Below are 24,345 nucleotides of genomic sequence, written 5' to 3'. Positions count from 1 at the left end.
TCCTTTCTTAGCCGTCGTACTGGGCGGAGATGAGGCCCGCGTTGTAGTCGGTCGCGAATACGACCGCTTCCGGGGTGACGTAGATGTCTGCCGTTTGCACGACTCGAGGCCGGTTCGGCCGCGGGTCGACGAGTTTGGCAGGGGCTGCCGGAACCAGGGCTCCGACCGGCGCCGGAGCCTGAGCGTCCCTGATGTCGAACGCTCGAACGCCAGCGTTCTGGTAAGTCGCGAAGATGAGGTCCTCGGACTCGAAGCTGCCGGGTCGGTTCTCGTGGAGGTTGTGCGGTCCGAAGTGGCCGCCTTTGCGGGCGTATTCAGAGTCGTCCGGAGTGGGGAACCGTGCGATGCAGGCTGGGTTGCCCATGTCTTGAATGTCGAAGATCCAGATGTACTTCAGGCCGTCTTCGAGTTCGTCTGCGGTGGCTTCGTCTGCCACGACGAGCAGGTTTCTGCCGGGTAGTGGCAGCGCGGTGTGTGTGCCGCCGCCGTATGGCGGCGACCAGTTGCGATGTGCGAGCAGCCGCGGCTGCGTCCGGTCGGCGACGTCGAGAATCGTCAGGCCGCCGTCCCTCCAGGCGGCAAACGCAGTGTCGCCGGAGACGATGGCGTGGTGGAGGGCGTACCGCCAGCGGTCGGAGTCCCAATCGGGGCGTTCACCGGCGGACTGGTGCATGCCGGGCAACCACCATTGGCCGCTCCAGGTCGGCTTCGTGGGCTCGGCGAGATCGATGACACGGAGGATGTAGTCAGCGAATCCATCAGCGAGCACAGACGCGTATGCGTAGCGTCCTCCCGTATACCAGAGTCGATGCACGCCGACGCCGTCTACGGGAAGGAATGCGATCTGACGCGGTCGCGCAGGCACGCTGATGTCGTAGATGGCAACACCCGCAGACCAGTCGCGTTGCGCACTCGATACGCGATTGCCGACCGAGCCGCGATAGTAGTTCGACTCGTTGTTGAACTCTTTCCACAGGTCTTTCGCGTGAATGACGAGCAGCAAGTCGTCCGCGGCCTGTAAGTGAATATTCCACGTTCCAGGGGGCGCCGGCACGTACCGCACGGGCGTCATGTCGCGGGGATCGCGGGCGTCGACGACCGAGAAGCCGGCTGAAAACAAGTGACCAACGTAGACCCAGCCTCGCCAGTACTGGAGCTGCATTGCATCCGGCCGGCCGCCCTGGTCGCTGTGCCCGAGAGGAGTGAAACGGTCTGACAGCTCAACGGATGGCGCCTCAACCGAGTTGACAGTTGTCACTGCCTTTGCACCTCCTCCCGCTGACGCCGCCCGTTTGGCGGCACGCACTTTCGAGAAAGCCTCGCCATTCTCCAGCAGCGCCTGCTACCGACAAGCGTCTGCATCTCGGCGCGGTCGCGAGTCGTCTCGCGCTGCAGTCGAACGTGCGATGCGGCCACGACAACGTATTCGGCAACCTGTCTGCCGGGCGGCAATCCGCCGGCCCGCTCTCAAGCCAAGGAGTCCCCTTATGTCGAATATCACGCTGGATGCCGCGACCTCGATCGTCGACGCGGCCGTGGCTTACGCCGCTCAGATCGGTGTCCCGTCAACTGTCACGGTCCTGGACACCGGTGCGCGTCTGGTCGCAAGCAAGCGAATGGACGGCGCCCCGCTCGTCTCGGTCGACTCGAGCTTCGCCAAGGCCCGCACCGCCGTCTTCTTCAAGGCTCCGACTGAGGCGCTGGTCGGCGCCATCCAGCCCGGCGCGCCCCTCTACACGCTCGGGGATGCCACCTCCGAGCAGCTGACCTTCCTCGCCGGCGGCGTCCCGATCTTCGTCGGAGATGAGCTCGTCGGCGCCATCGGCTCCGGCGGTGGAACTCCCGAGCAGGACCAGGAGATCGCACTGGCCGCCGTCAGCACCTTCTCGCGGGCGTCCTAATGACCAGCGTCGCGGACCACTTCGTGGCGACTCTGCGAGCCAGCGGGGTCAAACGCGTCTACGGGCTACCCGGAGACTCCTTGAACGGCTTCACGGATGCGCTGCGGCGCGACGGATCCATCGACTGGATCCACGTGCGCCACGAAGAGGCCGCGGCGTTCGCCGCAGCTGCAGACGCCGGGCTGAGCGAAGAGCTTGCGGTATGCGTCGGCAGCTGCGGTCCCGGGAACACCCATCTCGTTAACGGTCTCTATGACGCTCAGCGCAGTCGGGTTCCCGTGCTCGCGATCGCGGCACAGATCCCGGGAAGCGAGATCGGATCCGAATACTTCCAGGAGACTCACCCTCAGGTCGTATTCGGCGAGTGCAGTGTGTACGCCGAGCTCATCTCCAGCGCAGAGAACGCGCCGCGCATCCTTGAGATCGCCATGCGAACCGCGATCGAGGAGCGCGGAGTGGCAGTCGTCATCGTCCCGGGCGAGGTGTTCCTCGCCACGATGTCGAAAATCGCAGCGCGGGAGGTGCGCAAGTCCCCGTCCGCTTGCCTGCCGCAGGCTGCGGCCCTGCGCGACGCAGCCGATATCCTCAACAACGCCTCTCGCGTGACCATTCTCGCGGGGGCAGGCTGCCGGGGAGCGCATGACCAGGTCGTCGCGCTCGCGGACACGCTCGGGGCTCCTGTCGTGCACGCCCTGCGCGGCAAGGAGTGGGTCGAATACGACAACCCGTTCGACGTCGGCATGACGGGACTGCTGGGCTTCGCCTCCGGCTACAAAGCCATCGCCGAATGTGACGCGTTGCTCATGCTCGGGACCGACTTCCCGTATCGGCAGTTCTATCCCGAGTCGGCCAAGATCATCCAGCTCGACATTCAGGGCTCCCATATCGGCCGGCGCGCCAACGTCGATCTGGGGCTTGTCGGGACAGTCATCGATACCGTTCCTGCGCTGCTCGAGCTGCTTGAGCGCAAGCAGGACCGCCAGCACCTCGACCACGCCGTGCGCCACTATCAGCGCACCCGATCCGGCCTGGACTCTCTCGCGTCGCCCGATCGCGACCGGACCCCGATGCATCCGCAATCAGTTGCGGCACGTATCGACGAATTAGCCGACGCTGACACGATCTTCACCTGCGACACAGGGTCGCCCGTGATGTGGGCTGCGCGCTATCTGACGATGAACGGGCAGAGGCGGCTGCTCGGCTCCTTCAACCACGGCACGATGGCCAACGCGCTCTCTCACGCCATCGGTGCACAAGCGTCCCATCCAGAACGGCAGGTCATCGCCCTTGCAGGTGACGGCGGCTTGACCATGCTGTTCGGCGAGCTGATCACAGCGATTCAAAACAAGCTGCCGGTCAAGATCGTCGTCTTCAACAACGGGTCTCTGAACTTTGTCGAGCTGGAGATGAAGGCGGCCGGAATCGTCAACTGGGCGACCAAATTGGAGAATCCGGTCTTCGCCGACGTGGCGAACGCGCTCGGCATGTTCGCCGTCCGAGCGGAGCGGCCGAGCGAACTCGACGAGGCGATCACCGCAGCCCTCGACCACGACGGGCCTGCTCTGATCGAAGTGATCACAGCGCGGCAGGAGATGTCCGTTCCGCCTGCCGTCTCGCTCGAGCAGGCCAAGGGATTCGCGCTCTACTCGATCCGCACGATCCTTTCAGGCCAGGGCGACGAACTGCTCGACCTGGTGACCACGAATGTTGCGCGCCGCATCCTCGCATAGAGACGCGCGAACAACCACCCCGCTATTCCGACACTTCCGGAAAAGAGAAGATCATGACTGCTCACAGCTCTTCACCCACGCCGCTCGGCTCCTGGGTCGCGCCCGATTACGAAGTCGTCGCCGAGCTCGCCGATTTCATGCCCACAGGGGTGACCGTCTCCGATACTGGCCGCGTCTTCGTCTCGTTCCCCCGCTGGGGAGATGACGTGCCGTACACCGTCGCCGAGATTGTGGACGGCACGGCAGTTCCGTACCCGAACGCCGACGTGAACGCATGGTCGCCGGCGACTGCTGGAGACCACCTCGTGTGCGTGCAAAGCGTCGTCGTCGACCCGGCAGGGGACCTGTGGTTGCTCGACACCGGCAGCTTGTCTTTCGGCCCGTTCGTCGAAAACGGGCCGAAGCTGGTCCAGGTCGACCTGTCCACGAATGAAATCGTGCGCATCATTCCAGTGACGGGCGGGGCCGTCACCGGTACGACCTATCTCAACGATGTGCGCTTCGACCTCTCGCGAGGCGGTGCGGGCTACGCGTACATCACCGACTCGCAGCCTGTCGGCGCTCTCATCATCGTGGACTTGGAGACGGGAGAGTCGTGGTCGAAGCTGCGCGGACACGTCTCAACTCGCGCGGAGGACGGCTTCCGGGCCATCGTTCAGGGCGTTGTCCGAGAGGGCTACGAAGTGGGCGCCGACGGCATCGCGATCAGCGCGGACGGCTCGCGACTGTACTTCTGCCCGCTCTCAAGCCGCCGTCTCTACTCAGTCGCCACCGACGTGCTCATCGACCGGCGCTCGACCGAGGAGGAAGTCGTGTCGACCCTTGTCCGCCACGGCGACAAGGGTGCTTCGGACGGAATGGAGTCGGACCAGGAAGGAAGCGTGTACGCAACCGCGTACGAGCACAGCGCCGTCATGAAACTTGCCGCAGACGGCACCTGGAGCACCGTGCTGCACGGGCCGAAGATGCTCTGGCCGGACACGCTTTCTCTGGCTTCCGACGGATATCTGTATGTCAGCGTCAACCAGCTGCCGCGCAGCCCGCTGTTCAACGGCGGGGTCGACGACCGGATCGCACCGTACCTCATCCTTCGTGTCCCGGTTCCGGACAGCACGCCTATTCGCCTCGCCCGCCGTGAGCGCTAGCAGCGGACGACCGATGCCCACGCGATACCGAGTCGGCGTGCTCACATTCGCCGGGGCGGCCGGATTCGAGGCGCTCGTGATGCGGGAGGCATTCCGTATCGCAAACAGGGCCGGCGCTCCCTACGAAGTGAGCATCATGTCCGCGGATGGGACATTAGGTGACGACCGCGGTGAGCCAGTCGCACAGGTTCGCAGTGGCTCGTTCGGTGGCGTGGTGGAGACGTTGATCGTGCCCGGCCCCGAGGACCCGGCCGGCTCCTGCGAGGTCTCGCCGGAGGTAGCGGACACGGTTCGATCATTGTGCGCGCGGGCACGCAGGGTTGTCGCGCTTGGCAGCGGTGCCTTCGTTCTGGCTCAGGCGGGCGTCCTCAGCGGTCGCAAGGCGACCACGCATTGGCGACACGTCGCTGCGCTGGCTGGCCGCTACCCCGACGTCGCGGTCCAACCTTTCGGCGACGTTGTCATCGACCGCGATATCTACACGACCGCATCCCCAGCTGCCGTGATCGACGCTGCCGTGCGCATCCTGGAGGAGGACCTGGGGCGTGAGCTGGCCGCAATCGTCGCCGGCGACTTCGTTGGCACGAGCCGCGGTGACGGGTATGCCGCGTTTCTTGCCGCAACAGCGGGGCCAGGAGGAGCCGGTTCACCTCTGAGTCGGCTGGCACTGTCATGCATCCTCACGAACCCCGCCGGAATCAGGAACACCAAGGACCTGGCTGCAGCCGTCGGTGTCAGCACGCGGCATCTCAGCCGCGCTATGAGGGACGCGGTCGGGGCCACACCTCGGGAGTACCTCGAAAGGGTCCGCGTCGACCTTGCACAACGTTTCCTACGCGACGGGTACACCGTGACGGACACGGCGATTCGCTGTGGCTTCGGGTCAACGGAGTCGCTGCGACGCGCCTTCAATGCGGCCGTAGGCATGCCCGCCGCGCAATACCAGCGCGAGTCGCGCGGCGCCTTAGGGCGCATTGACGATCACGCCGCCTATGCGGCCGCCTCATGAGCCGATTCAACGCGACGAACAGTCGGCGGCCCGAGAAGTCTGCTCGACTCTATGGAGGCGCGGCGTGAATCAGAATTCAGGACGGCCGTCGGTCGCGGTTCTTGGTGTGGGCGCGATCGGCACCGCGCTCGCCGACGCGGTGTCTCAGACTTCCGACGTCGTGCTCTGTCGGCGCTCAGGCACAACGCCGATGTGGCTTCGGTATCGCAATCAGCAGCACATTGTCGACGCGACAACGGTGAATGATCCGCGGGCCGCGAACCCGGCGGACTGGGTGATCGTCTCCACGAAAGCCGTTGATGTCGGTGCACTCGGCCCTTGGTTCAGCCGCCTCATCGGCCCCGTGACGCGCGTTGTAGTCGCGCAGAACGGCATCGACCACGCCGCCCGTGTGCGCGAGTGGATCGAGGAGGAGCGCGTCCTTCCGGCGACCGTGTACGTCGCAGCGGAGCGGCTTGGGCCAGATCTCGTGGAAGTTCACGATTGGGGAAGCGTGACGTTACCCGCGGGCCAGGCGGCTGCCGAATTTCGCAGCCTGATGGGCCCGCGGATTCCCATCACCCTGGACGAGCACTTTGAACTCGGCGCGTGGCGAAAGCTCATCATGAACGCCGCGGTGAACACGATCACCGCAATCACCGATCAGACTTCCGGTGTGATGCGCTCGGAAGGCATCGCGCCGGTCGTCGACCAGATGCTTGCGGAAGGAATCACCATCGCCAACGCAAGCGGCGTCACGTTCGCACCAAATGAACTCACGCGGATGACCGAACGAATCGCAAAACTGCCCGCCGGGCATCCGTCATCGATGCAGCTCGACGTGCGCGCAGGGCGCCGCACCGAAGCCGACTTCCTTACGGGCGCGCTGCTGAGCCACGCTAGCGCCACAGGCGTCGCGTCCCCAACGATCCGCACGGCGCATGCGCTGCTGACGTCGCTGCGCCCCCGTGTCCCCGCCGTTCACCGCCCAGAAGATCAGAGGTCCTAGATGTCCGTTTCCCCGGTCACGGCCAGCGAATCTGTTGCTGCGCCTGCTGCTTCGCAGCGCCCCCGTGTCCCGCTGAACACTCTCGGTATCAGCTTCGGACTGTCTGGACTCGCGGGGACATGGAGTGCGGCCCAGGCGCTCCTGCACGCGCCGAGCGCCGTTGAAGATGTGCTGTGGATCATCGCGGCGCTGATCTGGGTGCTTACCCTCGTACGCTACGGAGCCGGATCCACGTGGCGCCAAGTCGGTGAGGACCTGCGGCATCCCGTGCTCGGTCCGTTTGCGGCGCTGGCTCCCACAGCGGGGTCGCTGTTCGGTGCGCGCCTAGCCGATGAACTGCCGGTCGCTGGCGAGGTCGTCGTCTGGTGCATGTTGGCAGCGTGGGCCGCCTTTGGGTCGTGGTTCATCTCGCAGCTGCTTACCGTGCCCCGCTCCTCCGCGACGCTTCACGGCGGCTACTTTCTGCCGACCGTCGCCGCATCGCTCATCGCTGCACAGTCAGCTGCCTACACAGGTCATCTGGTTCTCGCGATGGTCCTGCTGGCGCCGGGACTGCTTTTTTGGATGCTCCTCGGCGGAATGCTCGTAGTTCGATTGGCAACTGGCCCCGAGCTGCCGACGCCGTTGCTGCCCACCCTCGCGATTTTCTCCGCACCGCCCGCTGTGGCCGGAAACGCATGGTGGGTTATCGCCGGGCCGCATGAGAACTCGGCACACCTGCTGCTGCTCGGAACGATGGCAGCATTGTTGCTTCCTCATGTGTTCTTGATTCGTCGATACCTGCGCGGGCCCTTCACCCTCGGTTATTGGGCACTGACCTTCACGACGGCGGCCAGCGGCACCTATGGCGTGCGGTTGCTATCGCTCGTTGGAGGAGCGACCGGGACCACACTGGGGTGGCTGTGCGTTGGAGTCGCGACAGTCATCATCGGCGCCATCGCCGTGCGATCGCTGCAGTTGGTGCTGCGCCGCAAGCGCTAGTGAGCGGCTCACCGCCGCAGCGACGGTCTGACACGATGAGATCCGTGGCCTCGTCCGAACGCACTATGTGGTCGCGCAGCGTGGCGGCCCAGTTGGCGCGATTTGCGAGTACCGAAGCGGCCAGCTCGGTGGTACTGGTGGGCGCAATCGTCATAGCGCTGCTGTGGACAAATCTGGGGCCCGCCAGCTACTCCGCGGTTTGGGACACACCCGTTGGCGTTCGCGTGGGCGCCAGTCACTTCGATCTGACGCTTCACGCGTGGGTGACTCAGGGTCTGATGACTCTGTTTTTCGTCGTGGTCGGCCTCGAGGCGCGTCGTGAGTTCGACCTCGGAACTCTGCGCGACCGCCGGCAGCTGGTTGTGCCATTCACGGCGGGTCTCGCCGGGATGGCGCTGCCGATTGCCCTGTTTCTCCTCATCAATCTCCATTCGGGCGGCGCACATGGCTGGGGCGCCGCGATGTCCACAGACACCGCGCTTGCTCTCGGCTTGCTCGCCGCCGTGAGCAGGCGTCTTCCCGAGCGGGTGCGCACTTTCCTCGTGACGGTTTTCATCGTTGATGACCTGGTTGCGTTGGTGGTCATCGCCTGCGTCTACAGCGTGGATGTGCAGTTGCTGCAGCTCGCCGCAGGAGCAGCGTGTTTCGCGGCCTTCGCGCTGCTGATGAGGTGGGCCCGGGTGCCGGGGTTTGCACTGCTCATCGTCGCCACCGCCGCTTGGGCGCTCGTATGGACGTCTGGCGTCGACCCGATTGTGGTCGGCCTCGCGATCGGACTCGTTGCGCCGGCCTACACGCCGGACCGGGCCCGACTCGAGCATGCGAGCGGCATCTTCCGCAGCTTCCGTGAGCAGCCGACTTCCCGCCTGGCACGGATGGCGGCTGCGTCACTTGTCGGCACGACGTCGCCAAATGAGCGCCTGCAAACACGTCTGCACCCATGGGCCAGCTTCGTGATCGTGCCGCTGTTCGCGTTGGCCAACGCCGGCGTTCGCATCGACGTTGGTTTCATCAAGGATGCGGTCGCATCGCCCATCGTGATCGGTATCGTCGTCGCGTATGTCGTAGGGAAGCCTGTGGCTGTCATTGGTTCCACGGCGGTGCTGAGCCGCTTGTCTCGCGGTCGACTGCGGGCTCCCGTCGGGTGGGCGGCCGTCGCGGGTAGCGGCACGATCGCCGGTGTCGGATTCACGGTTGCGGTTCTCGTCGCAAGCCTGGCCTTTCACGGAGCGCTGCTTGACGAAGCTAAGGCGGCGTTGCTCGCAGCGACCGCACTTTCGACCGGCGTGACCTGGCTAGTGGTCCGCGCGACCTCGCGACTACCTGACCGCGTGCGCGCTCGAGCGATCCTCGGCGATGCCCGGGACGGCGTCGATTTGATTCCCCCGGTCGATGCGCGGCGTGACCACGTTCGTGGTTCGGAGGACGCAGCCGTCACAGTCGTGGAGTACGGGGACTTCGAGTGCCCTCACTGTGGGCGGGCCGAGCGTTCGGTACGTGACCTCACCGCAGCCGAGGATGTGCGCTTCGTATGGCGGCACCTGCCACTGACCGAAGTACATCCGCATGCCGAGCTAGCGGCCGTCGCATCCGAATTTGCCGCGCGTCGTGGCCTGTTTTGGGAGATGCATGACCTCCTCTTGAGCAACCAGCAGGCGCTTACGATGCGGGACCTGATCGGATACGCAGGGCGCCTGGGCCTTGACCAGGAAGCGTTCGCCGACGCCATACGCGGCGGCACGGATCGCGAACGAGTCGAAGATGACGTGGTCAGTGCGGACCTGAGCGGCGCCGCCGGCACCCCCACGTTCTTCATCAACGGGCAACGCCACTACGGCGCCTATGATGCCGAGAGTCTCAGGGAGGCGGTGCGCGTGGCCCGGGACCAGATCCTGGCGACACCGGGTACGGCCTAACTGCTGTTGCTGTGAGACGGGCGGCGTTGGAGCCGAAGAGCACTCAGTGGGGAAGGCCCCACAACGCGTCCACGGTTTTGTTGAGTGGTCGCCATTTCAACTGGCCTCGTCCGGTGGGAGTTTTGTGGCAACGCTACGCGTCCCACATTCACCCGAAAGGAGCCCCATCATGGCTAACCACGTCTTGGAGCCGGAAGCGCAGGATTTCGCTGACGCGACCGCAACACCGCCGTTCCTCTACGAGATCGGACCTGAAGCAGCCCGCAAGGTTCTGGACGACGTCCAGGCCGCGCCGATCGAGAAGGTTGCAGTCGCTGAGGATAAGTGGGTCACGGTGCCCGCCGAGGTCGGCGATGTGCAGGTCCGGATCATCAGGCCCAAGGATGCGACTGGCCCGCTGCCGGTGATCCTGTACATGCACGGTGGCGGCTGGATCCTCGGCAACTCCGGCACCCATGACCGGCTCATCCGCGAGCTCGCCGACGGCGCGAAGGCAGCCCTCGCCTTCGTCGAGTACGACCGTTCGCCGGAAGCTCGCTACCCGGTCGCCATTGAGCAGGGGTACGCCACCGCCAAGTGGCTGTCTGCCAATGCCGAGGCCGAAGGGCTGGATATCGCTCGGCTGGTCGTCGCCGGTGATTCTGTAGGCGGCAACATGACCGCGGCGCTTGCCATCATGGCGAAGCAACGCGGAGACGTGAAGTTCATCCACCAGCTCCTGTTCTACCCGGTCACTGACGCTGCCCAGGACACCGCGAGCTACCGCGAATTCGCGGATGGGCCGTTCCTGACGGCCAAGGCGATGGCCTGGTTCTGGGATGCGTACATCCCCGACAACGGTCCGCAGCGGGACGAGATCACCGCGTCGCCCCTGCGCGCGTCGCTCGAAGACCTTCAGGGTCTGCCGCCCGCCTTCGTGATCGTCGATCAGAACGACGTGCTCCGGGACGAGGGCGAGGCGTACGCTGCCAAGCTCACCCAGGCCGGCGTGCCGACTCTCAGCGTCCGGTACAACGGGATCATCCACGACTTCATGATGCTCAACCCGTTGCGCTCGAGCGACGCGTCCACCGGCGCGGTAGAGCAGGCGATCCACGTGCTGAAGAAGGCGTTCGCCTAGACCAGACTCGCACTGCAGCGGCTCGGAGGCGTTCGCCTCCGGGCCGCCGTCGTGTCAGCACGAGCGGTCGCCGCGCCATCGCGTCGGCACTCCGCTCGCCGCACGTATCACCAACGGATCCACGGGCGCAAGGGCTTTCTGCGCATCCGCATTATTATGCGAATGCGGCTCGCTTCGGCCGCCACAACCCGAAGGAGCAACTGTGCCCACCCGTCTCGCCAACGACCTGGTCGGACGCGACGCGGAACTGGCAATGATGGAGAAACCCCCGCCACTGCCCGGCGGCGTCTACTTATACGGGCCAGCCGGGATTGGCAAGACTGCGCTTCTCGAAGCAGCCGCTTCGAAGGCTGCTGCGGGCGACGCCACGACCCTCGTCTTGCGCCTAGCGTGCGACCCGTCCGAAAGCGGTCGCCCATACGCCGCAATCCGCCAAGTCGTGAAGCCACTGCTCGAAGCTGGCTTCACCGAGGACGAAGAGCAATGGACCATCATCGATGACACGCTCGCGGGAGGCTCTAACGCGGAGATCACAACGCTCGCGCGTTGGATCGCATTTGGACGCCTCTTCGCAACCGCTCTCGAGCAAGTCCCGATTGTCGCGATACTCGATGATCTGCAGTACATCGACTCGCCGTCGGAGGTTCTTCTGACATTCATCGCCGATCACGTCGGCACCAATCCGCGAATGTGGTTCTTGGCCGGCTGTGTGCGCGACACTCCGCATGAGGCCGCAAGCGGTCGAGTACAACTGCTGCACGTTCGCCCGCTGACGCTGGCGGCGTCGGCGCGCCTGCTCGATCGCACGTTTCCCGGCACGCGCGGAAGGGTGCGCCGACAGATCCTCGAATGGTCCGACGGCAATCCCACGGCATTGCTCGCCAACGCTGCCGTCCTCGTCGGGCGATCGCGCCCCTCGAGCCCCGAAGTGTGGAAGGCGTTGCAGTCGGCGTTTCACTGGTCTGCCGCGGTAGCAGATCTGTCGGCCGCTACCAGGTCGCTGCTGCTGTGTACCGCCTTGGCCGACAGTCGGGACGCATTATTGCGGCTTGCGGCCCCGTTCGATCCGAACGGGGAGACGGATCGCTGGGCGGAGGGCGAAGCGGCCGGGCTGGTGCGAATCGTGCATGGCGTCCCCGCATTCACCCATCCGCTCGTACGCACAGCTCTGCTCGCGACGTCCGATCCGCGCGAACAAGCGCAAGCGCGGCGTGAGGTCGCGGAACTCTATCCGCCAAGGTCCGTGGAGGGCCTAGCGCGCGCTCTCGAGACTGAAGCGGGTGGTGACAGGGAAGAGGCGATCCGAACCGTCACTCGCGCGGCGAGATCCGCGGAGAGCCGACTCGCGAATGAGGATGCGTCGCGCCTGTTCGAGGCGGCGGCGAGCTTTGCACCGCGGCCTGATTCCGACGAGCTCTACGTTCGCGCAGCCCAGGCAGCCGACAGGGCCGGGGACTGCGATGCGGTCGAAAGGCTTCTGGGAAATCGGAGCGCGACTGGCGATGATCATCGGTCGCCGGGCGCGCTGACGGTAATGGCACGAAGTAGCTCCGAACAATTCGACCAGTCTGATGCCGTTGACAAGATGCTCGCAGCGCTGGAGGCGGCAGGACCCAGCACTCGCGATGCCTCAACCGTCGCTGTTAGCGCCGCCCAGATCGTCTTGGCCACGAGTGCTCCCGAGCTGCGACAAGCGCTTGCCCTCGCTGTGGGGCATTGGGACCGCTCCGGCGACGCCGACTGGCTGGAGTCATCGGCCCGTAAATTCGCGCGGAGTGTCCTGGACGTTGAAAGTGGCTCGAGGCAAGACCCGGCCTCGGTTCGAGACGTCGGAGACCTTGTCCTCGGCGGCCTCGACGCGTGGGTGAGCGACGCGCCGCGCGACGCGTGCGAGTTCTTCGAGCTCGCGCTTTATCGGGTCGACGTGGCGCAGGGCGCTGGACTCCTACGTGATATGGCCGTGCCCTACACGCTGTGCCTTCTGCATTCGGGGCGCGCCGCAGAGGCCGAGAAGATTGCACGCGAGAGCCTGGAAGTGGCAGTGATACGCGGCCTTAGACAGCTTGAGCTGCAGGCGGCCGCTGTCTTGAGCATGCTTCTGAGCTCTCAGCAGAGATCCGAGGAGGCGCAGGCCATCTTGGATGACGCGCTCGCTCGGAACGACACGGTGAACTTTGACATCAACCGCTTCTCCGATGTGCTCCTCCATCAGGCACGCTCGGCTTTGCTCGCCGCGCGTGGAGATATTGACGGCGCCTACGCCGTCGCGCAGGCGGTCTTTGATCCCGACGGTAGTCCGCGGCATCCGTGGTCGGCGTTCCAGTCCCTGTCGGTGCTGACCACTTTGGAAGCCCGCAGAGGCGAACGCGGTGTTGCGCTCCGCCTGGCTGGCACGCTTCACGCGGCCTCTGGGAAGGTTTCGGAATACGCACAATTCACCCTTGACCGTGCACAGGCTCTCTTCGGTGCGGAGGAAAAGGCGGAGCGATACTTCGATGCGGTCTTGAGCAACCCTGCCACGGACCAATGGGCAGTGTGTGCTGCGATCGCGAATGCGGATTACGGCGTCTGGTTGCGCCGCAAGCGGCGAGATCGTGAAGCGCGAGACCATCTGAGGGCGGCGAAGACATTCTTCGAGCGCGAAAACATGCGGCAGCAAGCCGCATGGATGACCGAGGAACTACGCGCGGCAGGTGTGGGACCCGGCTTTGGCGCAGACCAGCAGAACGTGCTGGCTGGCCTGAGTGAGCATCAGCGCGAGATCTTGCGGCTTGCGGCTGATGGGATGCGCAATTCCGAGATAGCCGAGCGGCTGTACCTCTCCCCGCACACGGTGCGCTCACATCTGTACCGTTTGTATCCCAAGCTGGGGGTGACGGACCGTCAGCAGCTCCGGGACTTGCTCGCGACAATTCTGGACGCAGCGCCCGCCTCGCCGCCCTCGTGAACCGTCCGCCAGACAACGGCCCCGGCCCGGCCGGACCCAGGGACGAGCTTCCTGTAACCCGCCCGCACTAATCCCGCTAAAAGAGACGCAGACAGATGTACGGCCGAGACGACGAGATTCGATTCTTTCGCCGCGCCATCGCCAACGCCCTCAACAGCAGTGGTGCGGCCGTCTTGATACGCGGAGAGGCTGGCCTCGGCAAGAGCACCCTCGCCGACGCTGTCGCGGAGATGGCGCGCGCCCGAGGCTTCCGGGTTCTCACCGCTCATGGAATCCGCTCGGGCTCCGCGGTCGGCCTCGAAGGATTGCACGAGCTGCTGCACCCATTGCTCGGTGGCTTGGGTGACCTGCCCTCAAGACAGGCTGCTTCCCTAGCGGTCGCCTTCGGCATTACCGACGGGAAGCCAGCGGACCGGCTCATAACCGGCATCGCGACATTCGGGCTGATCGAGGAGGCAGCAGAGTCCCAGCCGCTCATGTTGATCGTGGAAGATCTCCACTGGATTGACCAATCGACGACCGAGATCCTCGGCTTTCTTGCTCCGCGACTTCAACGGCTGCGCGTGCTGCTTGTAGGCACAGCTCGTAGCGGACGCGCGTATCGCGACTTGCGCCCCGCTTTCTCGGACGTTCTGGAGATCCGCCCGCTTTCGGACGCAGACTCCGCGGCACTGGTGCGTGAGAGGTCGACCACTCTCTCTCCTCAGCAGCAGGGCGCGATCGTTGCGCTCGCGCAGGGAAATCCACTGGCACTTACCGAGTTGACTGGCACAGCCGAGCAAGATCCCGGGTCCATAGGCGATGGACACCGGCTGGCAACGACGGCGAGAATCGAACGAGCGTTTCTTTACGAGATCGCGCTCCTTCCGACGCGCGCCCGTGATGCATTGGTTCTCGTCGCAGCCGGCGAGGACGTTAGCGTCGACGAACTTCATCTGGCGGCGACTGCCTTGGGGCTAGACGCTACAGATTTCACGCCTGCAGAAAATATCGGCCTGATAAGGGCAGAGGGACCCAGCTATGTGTTCCGCCACCCTTTGATCGGGTCAGCCCTCTACGACAACACCGATCCTGCGCGCCGGCGCGCGGTAGAGGCGGCGCTTGCCGGAGCTATAGCGGAACCGGCACGCGCTTTGCGTCACCGTGCACTGTCCGTCATCGGCCGAGACGACGCCGTCGCCGCGGCGCTCGAGAAGCTTGCCGAGGAGGCAACACGGCGTGGTGCGCTGTCCGAAGCGATGGAGGCGTGGCGTCGATCGGCAGATCTCACGCCAGAACGCGGCAAACGCGCGCAGCGAATGGTGTCGGCCGCGGAGACGGCAAGACAGGCCGGAGCCTCGGAACGTGCGGCGCAGTACCTGCGCTTGTCGGCAGCCGACGCAAGCGGTGACGAAGAGACCCTGTTTCGGCACGCGAGGACCGACTGGCTCCTTGGCAGCACTGCCGACTTCAGTGGCCGAACTGCGCAGGACTTCGTGAATATCTCCCACAACCTCGGCCGCACCAGCGATCGAATCGAGGTCTTGGTTTGGGCTGCGACCCAATGCTTCATTGGCCAGGTCGGGGAGACGGGCGTATGCGGTTCCGTCAGGCATGAGCTGTCGAAGATCGACCCCGGCGTGGACGAACGAGCGCGGCACCAGCGCATTATCGGCCTTTCGCTACTGGACCCAGCAGGTCGCCCGCTCGACGCGCAGATCGCATCCGCGCAACTATCGTCCCCGTTGTTCGACTCCTATACCCCGGCGTTAGCCACACTCGCGTTCGCGGCGGAAGCCTCACTCGAACTCGAAGTGGCGGAGCAGGTCTGGTCACGCGCAGCGGAGACCGCACACCGGAGCGGTCGCGTGAGCGACGAGGCGGTCGTGCTCGCCAATCGCGGCGCGGTGAGGGGATTCACGGACAACCTGAACGCGGCACTAACCGACTCCGAACAGTCAATGCGGATCGGCGGCGACCTTGGCATACCCATCGTTGGCGCTCTCGCCGCCGCGAATGTCGCGCGAATCAGGGCCGCCCGCGGTGAGGACGAAAGTGCGCAGTCGGCCCTTGCGGCAGTCGCGCAACTGCCTGGGGCCGTCCCGAGGGTCACGGCCATAGCTGCGTGGGCGGAAGGCGTTGTGTCGTTGAATGGCGGCCGCAATCTGCACGCGCAGGCGGCGCTGGCCAAGACGCTCGAGCACCCCCCCGTGGGGCTGTGGGCAGGCGCGGACATCGCTGATGCGGCAGCTCGTGCTGGCGATTTCGACCAACTGCGCCAGTGGCTTGAACTTGCGACAACCTCCGTGCGTGCAGAACGCTCGAACCGGCTTTGGATCTGTGTGCTGCGTGCGCGCGCGCTGCTCTCAGGCGGTCACGCGGCAGGAGAGTATCTCGAGCAGGCGCTTTGCCGTAAAGACGCTGGTGCGACTCTGGAGTATGCGCGTTGCCAGTTGGCGTTCGGTGAATGGCTGCGACGCGAGCGGCGGATAATCGAGGCGCGACGGCACCTTTCGGTGGCGCTCAAGACTTTTGAGCGCAACGCCGCCGCCCCGTTGGCGCAGAGAGCCCGCGCCGAGTTGCGTGCGGCCGGCGTCGCGGACAACGCATCCCTGGCTCGAGAAGAAACATCGTCCGCGCTTTCCGCACAGGAACTACTAGTCGCCCAGCTCGCGGCCGAAGGGCTCACCAACAAAGAGATCGCGGATCAGGTGTACCTGTCGCATCGAACCGTCGGCGCATACCTTCACTCGGCTTTCTCAAAGCTCGGCATCAGCAGGCGGTCGCAGCTCGCGACCGCCCTACGCCCTGCTCGAGAGGTGCTGCCCTAACCCGTACGCGCCTGTGTGTCCCCGTCCGCGGCGCTACTGCTCCCGTGCAGGAGCTCTCGCAGCTGCTGGCGGCTGTTGACACCGAGCTTGGGAAATACTCGGTACAGGTGGGAACGCACCGTGTGCGTCGAGAGATACATCTGCTTCGCGATTTGCTCGTTGCGCAGACCAGCTGCAGCCAGACGGACGATCTGCTGCTGCTGGGGTGTGAGGGGCGCGAGAATCGCCTCCACATGCGCCGCAGCGCTCACGTCACCGGCGGCTCGCAGTTCCATCTCAACCCAGGAAGCCGGGCGACGGAGGCCGGCCTTGACGAAGAACTCGCGGGCCGCTTGAAGCACCTCGCGCGCCTCGCCTGCACGGCGCTGGCGGCGTAGCCAGGCTCCGTAATCCGCGCGTGCGAATGCCGCCCTTGTCAGACGTGAAGTGGCCAAGGCGCGGGATATAGAAGAACGGAAGAGCTCCTCGGGATCGTCTGTGGCCATGCTGACTGCGAGGGCGTGTTCAAACAAGGCGCTGACGGTGAGCCCCCGCGCCATCCATGTTCGACAGGCGGCTTCGACAAGTCGGGAAAGCTCGGACTCGTGCCCCAGGCGGACGCCCGGCGCTAGTAGCTCCGGCAGCGCAAGTTGATTGGCGATGTAGTGCCGTGAGCGCCCCTCAGGGCCAAATCCTTGAGCCGCGATGAAATACGCAGTGTCGAGGTCGTCTTCGGCAGCACAAATCGCCGACCGCGCACTTGCCAGGAGCAGATCGGTAAATGCGTTGTCTGTCAGATCGACCTGCATTTGTCGATGCAGTGCGCCGTCGAGGACACGCGTCGCTTCTTGGGGATGGTCGCGGTCCGCGAGCAGCTTTGCGAGTATGGCGGCTGTCTGCAGCTCTAGCCGCGGGCTGGCGGCGACGACGGCGATGTCCAGAGTGTCGCGCAGCCACGACTCGGCGTCGTCGAAGCGACCAACCTCGAGGAGCGCAAGTGCGTAGGGCACCGCGGATTCTCGAATCACGCCGGTCGCCTGTGACGGGTCCACGCGAAACAAGATCTGTTCGAAGAGTTCGCAGGCCCGAAGGGGGTTTGCCCGAAGCGATACCGCTTTGGCGTTCAGGAGAAGCGTCTCGACAGTAGGTCGAGCCTCGGTCTCGACCGGCTCTGTGCTCGGCACTCCGGTGACAAGGCTCACCCATTCCCACTCGATTGAGCCGGCCCGGATTCCGTGCCCGTTCACGACAGCGCGATGTAGTAAGTCACGGGCGAAGGCGAAGTCCGAGGGGCGCCCCGAGTCGAACGCAATTCGTGCGGCGGTCACCACGAAGTCCGGGCTCCGCGGTCCAGGCTTCTCTGCCTCGCTCTCGTCGAAGCGGCGCAGCACGTCGATTGCGCGCCGCTGCTGAAGGTGCTCGCCATGCCGTTTCGCAATCGCGATAGCCACGTCCTCCGAAGAGGTGAGCATGTGGAGCTCCCGCTCGTAGATCTCGTGAGTGCGATCAATCAGGCTGGCATCACCGGAGCGCTGAGCGCATGTCATCGCCCGCACTGCCGCGTTCGTTCGCTGAACGTCATCGCTTGCGAGCGTGGTGCCAGCCGCATATGCGCGTGCAGCGTCGGCGTAGCCGCCCCGTTCCTCGGCTGCCTCGGCAGCGAAAAGCAACTGCGCGGCTACGGTGTCGTCGGGCCCTGGCGTGGCGGCCGCCAAATGAAGCAGGCTTTCGATTGACCGACGTGGATACGCTCGCGCCAGGTTGCGATGGGCGGCTAGCCGCTCGGTCGATGACGAGTCCGCGACGACAGCTGGCCGCAACGTTGGATGTGCGAACACCACGATGTCGGCCGCGACCTTGACGAGGCCCATGAGTTCCGCCGGTCGCCAGAGATCGGTGCTTTGCGGGGTGTCCATCGCAGCGGCGATGGCGCGAATCGAGAGTCTTGTCTCAGCGAGCGCGACATGCAGGAGGAAGCGCCGCGTCTCAGATGGCAACGACGCCAAGTTCGGTATCCACGCCCCAGCACCGGGCGTCGTCGACGACGCGCTTTCGGGCGAGAAGGGCGGTTGGGGGACGGTGGTTGAGGCGATGGCAAGAAGTGCCCCCACGTTTCCTTCGGCCTGAGCGAGCGTCAGCTGGCGTGCGAGCCCCTGTGGAGGATCGGGGAGGCGGTCGAGAATTCGGGCGGAATCGGCCATCGACAATGGAGCGAGGGCAAGCATGCGAAAGCAGCCGGTCGCCGCGGCGAGCGCACCATCGTCCGCTCCGGCGGCGATAACCCGAAGCCGCTCGGACGTCGCCAACTGCCGCTGAACGGCGGTGATGATCCGCCGAGAATCCCGATCGATGTAGTGGAAGTCGTCTAGCACCAGCAGCAGCGGCGCCGCCGCGATCGCCGAAGCGAAAAGCGCGGCAAACGCGGCTTCGCGCTCGGAGCCGGCCTGTTCACGCGTGCTTGGAGCCGAGAACGTCGATTCGACCAGGTCGCGCACGGACGGTGCGAGTACCCGCTGACGAAGAATTGGCTCGACGATCTGGTAAAGGCCGCCGAAGGCTTCGTTGGACTGAAAGGCGGGAAACCTCGCGGACAGGACCGTCAATGCCGGATCAGAGCGGGTAAGTCGTTCGACTGCGGCGTTCAGCAGCGCAGTCTTTCCGCTGCCGACCGACCCATACACGTACACGTGCCCCGGATACCGCTCCGTATCGGTCAGGACGGACAGTTCGTCGTTGCGTCCGACCAGGCCGCCGATGGCACTGTCTGGCATTATCGACCTCCTCGGTGACCCGCAGCGATTGATTGAGGAGCAGGCGCCGGCGGGCGGTTCTTCTTCGTGCCGGTCCCTCGTCGGGTCCCAGTGTGCGGGTGCCGGGACAGCCAACGCTACTGTCGAATGACAGTTATCGGCGACGGATGCCTCTCGCTCCTCAGTAGGACCGCGTCGGGAAGCGGCCCGCCCTCCTTTCCGCCCGTCGGCGCGTCGTCAAAGATGTGGGAAGAGTGTCCGAGTTTGTGCGGACCATTTCCCCGTCTACCCGCGAGTGTCCTTTTCGGACCCGCTACTGAGACAGCGCGATTCTGACTGCCAAGCGGGGAAGCGTTGCGCAATCCGGTCGCAAAACCGACGGTGCGTGCGCGCCTCGGCTGGTCAATCAAGGAGGAACAGGTGCCACTCGCTCCCGACCATTCGAGCGACTCCCCGGTGATCGCTGACCGAGACGAGCAGGCGGTGTTCACCTATCGCGGCTCGGTTGTCCGTCATCGCATTTCAGGTCGCGCCACCCAGGGCGCTATCGCGGTACTTGAGCATGAGTGCTTTGCCGGGTATCGAACCCTGAGCCACCGTCACCTTGACTCAAACCTCTCCCTGATCGTGCTGGATGGACGCATTGAACTGACAGCTGGCGGAGCCGTGACGTCGCTGGGTCCCGGCACAAGCGTCTTCATTCCCCGTGGCGTCGTACACCAGATCGCCGTCACAGCTGCATTCGCGCGCTTCACAAGCATTCACTGCCCCGGTTCGATCGAAGGGTTCGTTCGCGACGTCGGATTGCCGCTTGAGCCGGGAGCAGCCGCGCGCGCCGACTTAGAGCATCCGCTTCCAGGACTTGCCGAAATTGCTGCCCGGTATGGAATTGAAATCAACCCTGAGGCCGACGCTGCACCCGAGACTACGAACGGATCGTGAATCGTGAGCCTTACACGATCTCTGCGGTCAGCGTCCGACTTGCGGTGGCGCAACGCCGCCGACTTTAGCGACGCTGACTAATCAGGCGATCGGCTCCCGATCGGCCATCCAGTTTTCAGTCGTCTGCTCCTGCCGCCCCAACTGACCAGAAAGTTCATTCCCATGACTACGGCTCCGGAACGCCCGCTTCGTACCCCATTCAGTGCTCGCGCGACCGCCGATGAAGTGCTCGCCGGTGTGTCCCTGACGGGCAAGCGCGTGATCGTCACGGGCGGAGCATCGGGCCTCGGTCTTGCCACAGTGGCCGCTCTGGCGAAGGCCGGAGCGAAAGTGACTGCCACCGTGCGCAACGAGCGCTCGGCCGCGGCGTTGCGTGACCTTGGGGGAGACATCGAGGCTCGTCATCTCGACCTTTCTGATCTGCACAGCGTGCGCACGTTCGTGGACGGCTGGTCCGGACCTGTCGATGCGCTCGTTGCCAATGCCGGCGTGATGGCGATTCCGACGCGCGAGCTGACCGCGCAGGGCTGGGAGATGCAACTCGCGACCAACTATCTTGGCCACTTCGCGCTCCTTACCGGGTTGCGTGAAGCGTTGGCGGCCGCTGAAGCGTCGCGGGTTGTCACGGTGAGTTCAGGGGCGCAACTGCGTGCAGGCGTTGACCTTGATGATCTGCATTTTGAACGGCGCGCGTATGACCCGTGGGTGGCGTATTCGCAGTCAAAGTCAGCGGACGTGCTCCTTGCAGTCGGCGTGGCGGAGCGCTGGGCTGATCAGGGAACGACGGCTAACGCGGTTGCTCCCGGGTTCATTCACACGAACATTCAGCGCCATGTGCCCGATCAGACCATGCGGGCGCTGGGTGCGATGGATGAGGCGGGTGACCTGGTCACTCCTGACTACTACAAGACGCCGGAGCAAGGCGCGGCGACGTCCGTTCTGCTGGCTGGTTCGCCTCTGGTCGAGGGCGTTACAGGTGGGTATTTTGTTGACAATCAGGAATCCGCTGTCGTCGAGGGTGGCCCGGACGCTCCTTCGGGGGTAGCCCGATGGTCCGTGGACCCGGACACGGCCGCGCGTCTGTGGGACCGTGCCCAGGACGCACTTTCCGATGACTGACGTGGCGCCAGCGATGGACCTGGGTTCGTTCCGCCGAGGCGACAGTCTCAGCGGCCAACGGGCAGTCCCGAAGACCGTCGGGGTCTCAGGATGTCTGTCACCTGGTTCGGTGCGCGCATGACTGGGCCCCTCATCACTGCCAGGGGGTTGGCTCACTGGTACGTGCCGCCGACCTCGGTCGAGCCGGCGGTGCTTCGCGGTATCGATGTTGACGTCCGGGCCGGTGAGATGTTGAGCATCGTTGGACCGAGTGGTTCCGGCAAAACGACGTTGCTCACGTGCCTGTCGGCGCTGGAGCGGCCCAGGCAAGGGACCCTTTCAATTGAGGGCAAGGACGTGCTGGCTTTGAGTCAGCAGCAGCTGGCGAAGTTTCGCCGCGGAAGAATCGGATTCCTCTTTCAGCAGTACAACTTGCTGCCCGCCCTGACGGTGGCTGAAAACATCTTGATCGCGGCCCGGCTTGCGCGCCGGCCCGCCGACCGCGCAACCGTCGAGACCGTGCTGGCAGCGGTCGGACTTCAAGGAGTCTCCCGCCGTCTGCCCGCGCAACTGTCAGGGGGCCAGCAGCAGCGAGCTGCTCTGGCACGTGCACTCGCGACGCGACCGAGGGTCTTGTTCGCTGACGAACCGACCGGGGCCCTTGACTCCCGTGCGGCGGACGTAGTTCTGGGAATTCTGCGTACGCTTGCGACCGCTGACCGATCGGTCGTGATGGTGACTCATAACTTGGAAGCGGCAGCACTGGGGGATCGGGTACTGGTGCTCGGCGACGGTCAGATACGTGCGGAACTCGAGCGCCCAACAGCCCGGCAGGTTTTCGAGGCTGTAGAAGCGGCCGGCGTCCGCGCATGAAAACTGTGTCGTTCTTGGCTGCAGACCTGCGGATGTCCTGGTTCCAGTGGTTGAGCGCTGCTCTGGTGACTGCCGCTGCCGCGGCCGCCGGATCCGTCCCCGGGACGCTCATCGAGTCGGGCCTCCACGCTGGCGGCGTGCGCGGGTTGGCTTTGTTTTCAGTGGCCGGAACGGCGACTGTGTTCACGCTGATCGCAGTGCTGGCAGTTCTGACTGCGGTGATTCGCCAGACCGTGGCGTCGCAGCGGCGAAGCTACGCCTTATGGCAAGTCGTAGGCTTCACGCCCCGGTCCATCGCGTGGATCGTCCGTGCTCAGACCGGGATCGTTGGAGTTGTTGGAGCTGCCATCGGATCCGCCGTCGGAGGGTTCGTGGCCCCGTACCTGACCAGGGAATGGCTCAAGGGCTCCTCCGGTCTCGAAGACGTACTCATCACCGAGTCGGTCGCCGGGTCGGCTATCGTCGCAGGAGCGACTGTCCTCATTGTCATCGTCAGTGGAGGGTCCGCGGCGCGGGCGGCTGGCCTAGCGACGGTGCTCGAGGCAAAGCGGTCGCGGTCATCGACAAGCATCCGTCGCGTATGGCGCCTCGTCGTCGCAGGGTTACTGCTCGCCTTGGCCCTTGAGATGGTCTTGGAGTTGCCGTCGTCCTTGGCGCACGGGGCGGCGCAGTCGCTGCTCATCGGTCCGGCCATAGTGGCGGCGGTATCGGTCTTGGGCGCGGAGGTTGCAGCGCCGACCACGCGCGCATGGGCGGCTCTAGTTCCGGCAAAGCTGAGCGTGTCGTTCCAGGTGGCTCGAAGAAACGCCATCACGGTGATCGGCCAGGGCGGCTCCACATCTGCGGCTCTGGTCGTTGCTCTCGGGTTGCCCGTGGGCCTGATTTCCGGCCAGCAGACCGTCGCGACGGCGCTGCGCTCAGGGAGTATCTCGGCTGGAACCGTCGGCCTGATCTTGGGTGGCCCCGTCCTGCTTGCCGCGGTCGGCTCCGCGGCGGGACTGCTCATGACGGCGCGCAATCGGGCTCGCGAAATAGCTACCCTAATCGCGATCGGCGGCACGCATGGGCTTGCGCTCGCGGTGGCGGTACTGGAAGGCCTTGTCATTCTCGTGTCGGCGTCGCTCTTGACCATGATCGTTGCCGTAGCGACAGGCTTGTCTGAGTGGGCGGCATTGGTTGGTTTTCGCCCGGAGACAGCCCCACATTTTGCGGTGTCGATCCTGTTCGGCGCGGCGCTAGTGTCCTTGCCTCTGCTCCTTGCAGCCTCGCTGGTCCCGATGATCCTCGCAACTCGGCAACGCCTGGCCGAATAGAGGATCAACGCACGAGGATTAATGGTCGAACGTCGGAGGATGAGCCCATTGCCGACGTGAAACTTCCCTTGAGCCACTTGGGCTGTCGAATTTAGCAAGTAACCCACCAAGACGACAGGCCCCGAGAGATCGGGGCCTGCTCTCGTTCCGGCCGGTTCTCGCTTTCTCGTTTCGGAGCGCTGCGGCAGGTCAGGCGTGCGGCGTGTGCTCGTGCGTCTGATGCGCGGCCGGCTCGAGCTGGAAGGTCGAGTGCTCGACGCTGATCGGGAAGTGGTCGGCGACGCAGGCCTGCAGCTGGTCGAGGATGCCGGGGGCGTGGCCGTCGCGGAAGCAGTCGGCGTCGACCGTGATGTGCGCGGTCAGCACCGGCAGGCCCGTCGCGATCTGAGTCACGTGCAGATCGTGCACCTCGCTGACGTGCTCGATGCCGAGCAGGTGACTGCGCACCTGGTCGAGGTCGAGGCCGGCGGGGGCCGATTCGAGCAGCACGTCGACCGTCTCGCGCAGCAGGCGGAAGGCCCGGGGCAGGATGAGCACTCCGATGAGGATCGCCGCGACGGCATCCGCCCCCTGCCAGCCCGTGGTCAGGATCACGATGGCGGCGAGGATGACGCCGACGGACCCGAGCGCGTCGTTCACGACCTCGAGGAACGCGGCGCGCAGGTTGAAGTTCGCCGCGCGGCCGCCGCTCAACACGGCGATCGACACCAGGTTGCCGACGAGGCCGATGACGCCGAAGATCAGCAGACCCTCGCTCTGCAGCTGGGGCGGCGTGATGAGGCGCTGGATCGCCTCGACGAGCACGAAGAGTCCGACGGCGAGCAGCACGGCGGCCTGCGCGGT

Annotated in this window: 17 protein-coding genes; 14 read left to right on the top strand and 3 right to left on the bottom strand. The window is 65.1% G+C overall.

Annotated elements, in window-relative coordinates:
- Positions 1–7: 7 nt before the first annotated feature.
- Positions 8–1,258, bottom strand: a complete 1,251-nt coding sequence (locus ACM2XV_RS00875) for an LVIVD repeat-containing protein (RefSeq protein ID WP_487025678.1) — start codon at positions 1,256–1,258, stop codon at positions 8–10.
- Positions 1,259–1,487: 229 nt separating this feature from the next.
- Between ACM2XV_RS00875 and ACM2XV_RS00870 the strand changes: the two genes are divergently transcribed.
- From ACM2XV_RS00870 to ACM2XV_RS00825, 10 genes are all read left to right on the top strand, one after another.
- Entirely contained in the window at positions 1,488–1,901 is a 414-nt protein-coding gene (locus ACM2XV_RS00870) for a GlcG/HbpS family heme-binding protein (RefSeq protein WP_487025677.1), read from the top strand.
- Positions 1,901–3,631, top strand: coding sequence for a ubiquinone-dependent pyruvate dehydrogenase (gene poxB / locus ACM2XV_RS00865; RefSeq protein ID WP_487025676.1), 1,731 nt, complete (start codon positions 1,901–1,903; stop codon positions 3,629–3,631). Before ACM2XV_RS00870 ends, poxB begins: the two co-directional genes overlap by 1 nt.
- Positions 3,632–3,684: 53 nt before the next feature.
- A complete protein-coding gene (locus ACM2XV_RS00860; protein ID WP_487025675.1) occupies positions 3,685–4,776 on the top strand; it encodes an SMP-30/gluconolactonase/LRE family protein in 1,092 nt (363 codons plus the stop codon).
- 37 nt (positions 4,777–4,813) lie between these two features.
- Entirely contained in the window at positions 4,814–5,785 is a 972-nt protein-coding gene (locus ACM2XV_RS00855) for a GlxA family transcriptional regulator (protein WP_487025674.1), read from the top strand.
- A 64-nt stretch (positions 5,786–5,849) separates the two neighbouring features.
- Positions 5,850–6,773, top strand: coding sequence for a ketopantoate reductase family protein (locus ACM2XV_RS00850; RefSeq protein ID WP_487025673.1), 924 nt, complete (start codon positions 5,850–5,852; stop codon positions 6,771–6,773).
- Complete coding sequence (locus tag ACM2XV_RS00845; protein WP_487025672.1) at positions 6,774–7,754, top strand: SLAC1 family transporter; 981 nt, start codon at positions 6,774–6,776, stop codon at positions 7,752–7,754. It abuts the gene before it with no gap.
- Between the two features lie 44 nt (positions 7,755–7,798).
- Positions 7,799–9,670 (top strand): Na+/H+ antiporter NhaA, encoded by a 1,872-nt coding sequence (locus ACM2XV_RS00840; protein WP_487025671.1) that lies wholly within the window; start codon positions 7,799–7,801, stop codon positions 9,668–9,670.
- Positions 9,671–9,839: 169 nt separating this feature from the next.
- Entirely contained in the window at positions 9,840–10,790 is a 951-nt protein-coding gene (locus ACM2XV_RS00835; protein WP_487025670.1) for an alpha/beta hydrolase, read from the top strand.
- Positions 10,791–10,992: 202 nt separating this feature from the next.
- Entirely contained in the window at positions 10,993–13,737 is a 2,745-nt protein-coding gene (locus tag ACM2XV_RS00830; protein WP_487025669.1) for an AAA family ATPase, read from the top strand.
- Positions 13,738–13,832: 95 nt separating this feature from the next.
- Entirely contained in the window at positions 13,833–16,547 is a 2,715-nt protein-coding gene (locus ACM2XV_RS00825; RefSeq protein ID WP_487025668.1) for an ATP-binding protein, read from the top strand.
- Here ACM2XV_RS00825 and ACM2XV_RS00820 read toward each other — a convergent pair.
- Positions 16,544–19,297: a helix-turn-helix transcriptional regulator gene (locus ACM2XV_RS00820; protein ID WP_487025667.1), complete on the bottom strand. Its 2,754-nt coding sequence runs from the start codon at positions 19,295–19,297 to the stop codon at positions 16,544–16,546. The genes ACM2XV_RS00825 and ACM2XV_RS00820 overlap by 4 nt on opposite strands.
- 333 nt (positions 19,298–19,630) lie before the next feature.
- On the opposite strand from ACM2XV_RS00820, the gene ACM2XV_RS00815 reads away from it, so the two are divergent.
- The 4 genes from ACM2XV_RS00815 to ACM2XV_RS00800 all read left to right on the top strand — a co-directional run bounded on the left by ACM2XV_RS00815 (position 19,631) and on the right by ACM2XV_RS00800 (position 23,502).
- Entirely contained in the window at positions 19,631–20,218 is a 588-nt protein-coding gene (locus ACM2XV_RS00815; RefSeq protein WP_487025666.1) for a cupin domain-containing protein, read from the top strand.
- A 162-nt stretch (positions 20,219–20,380) separates the two neighbouring features.
- Positions 20,381–21,337, top strand: coding sequence for an SDR family NAD(P)-dependent oxidoreductase (locus tag ACM2XV_RS00810; protein ID WP_487025665.1), 957 nt, complete (start codon positions 20,381–20,383; stop codon positions 21,335–21,337).
- Between the two features lie 90 nt (positions 21,338–21,427).
- Positions 21,428–22,189, top strand: a complete 762-nt coding sequence (locus ACM2XV_RS00805; RefSeq protein WP_487025664.1) for an ABC transporter ATP-binding protein — start codon at positions 21,428–21,430, stop codon at positions 22,187–22,189.
- A gap of 14 nt (positions 22,190–22,203) precedes the next feature.
- Entirely contained in the window at positions 22,204–23,502 is a 1,299-nt protein-coding gene (locus ACM2XV_RS00800) for an FtsX-like permease family protein (protein ID WP_487025663.1), read from the top strand.
- A gap of 189 nt (positions 23,503–23,691) precedes the next feature.
- On the opposite strand, the gene ACM2XV_RS00795 is transcribed toward ACM2XV_RS00800, so the two are convergent.
- A partial coding sequence (locus ACM2XV_RS00795) for a cation diffusion facilitator family transporter (RefSeq protein ID WP_487025662.1) occupies positions 23,692–24,345 on the bottom strand: 654 nt, incomplete at its 5' end.

This window comes from Gryllotalpicola sp. CP2-P1, assembly GCF_057512245.1.
The sequence above is the reverse complement of the archived record's forward strand: the minus strand, read 5'-3'. Positions and strand labels throughout refer to the sequence as shown.

Excerpts from the sequence above, each read along its gene's own strand:
- ACM2XV_RS00845 (WP_487025672.1), top strand. The coding sequence starts at position 6,774 with ATGTCCGTTTCCCCGGTCACGGCCAGCGAATCTGTTGCTGCGCCTGCT.
- ACM2XV_RS00825 (WP_487025668.1), top strand. The coding sequence starts at position 13,833 with ATGTACGGCCGAGACGACGAGATTCGATTCTTTCGCCGCGCCATCGCC.
- poxB (WP_487025676.1), top strand. The coding sequence starts at position 1,901 with ATGACCAGCGTCGCGGACCACTTCGTGGCGACTCTGCGAGCCAGCGGG.
- ACM2XV_RS00835 (WP_487025670.1), top strand. The coding sequence starts at position 9,840 with ATGGCTAACCACGTCTTGGAGCCGGAAGCGCAGGATTTCGCTGACGCG.
- ACM2XV_RS00820 (WP_487025667.1), bottom strand. The coding sequence starts at position 19,297 with ATGCCAGACAGTGCCATCGGCGGCCTGGTCGGACGCAACGACGAACTG.
- ACM2XV_RS00860 (WP_487025675.1), top strand. The coding sequence starts at position 3,685 with ATGACTGCTCACAGCTCTTCACCCACGCCGCTCGGCTCCTGGGTCGCG.
- ACM2XV_RS00870 (WP_487025677.1), top strand. The coding sequence starts at position 1,488 with ATGTCGAATATCACGCTGGATGCCGCGACCTCGATCGTCGACGCGGCC.
- ACM2XV_RS00805 (WP_487025664.1), top strand. The coding sequence starts at position 21,428 with ATGTCTGTCACCTGGTTCGGTGCGCGCATGACTGGGCCCCTCATCACT.
- ACM2XV_RS00810 (WP_487025665.1), top strand. The coding sequence starts at position 20,381 with ATGACTACGGCTCCGGAACGCCCGCTTCGTACCCCATTCAGTGCTCGC.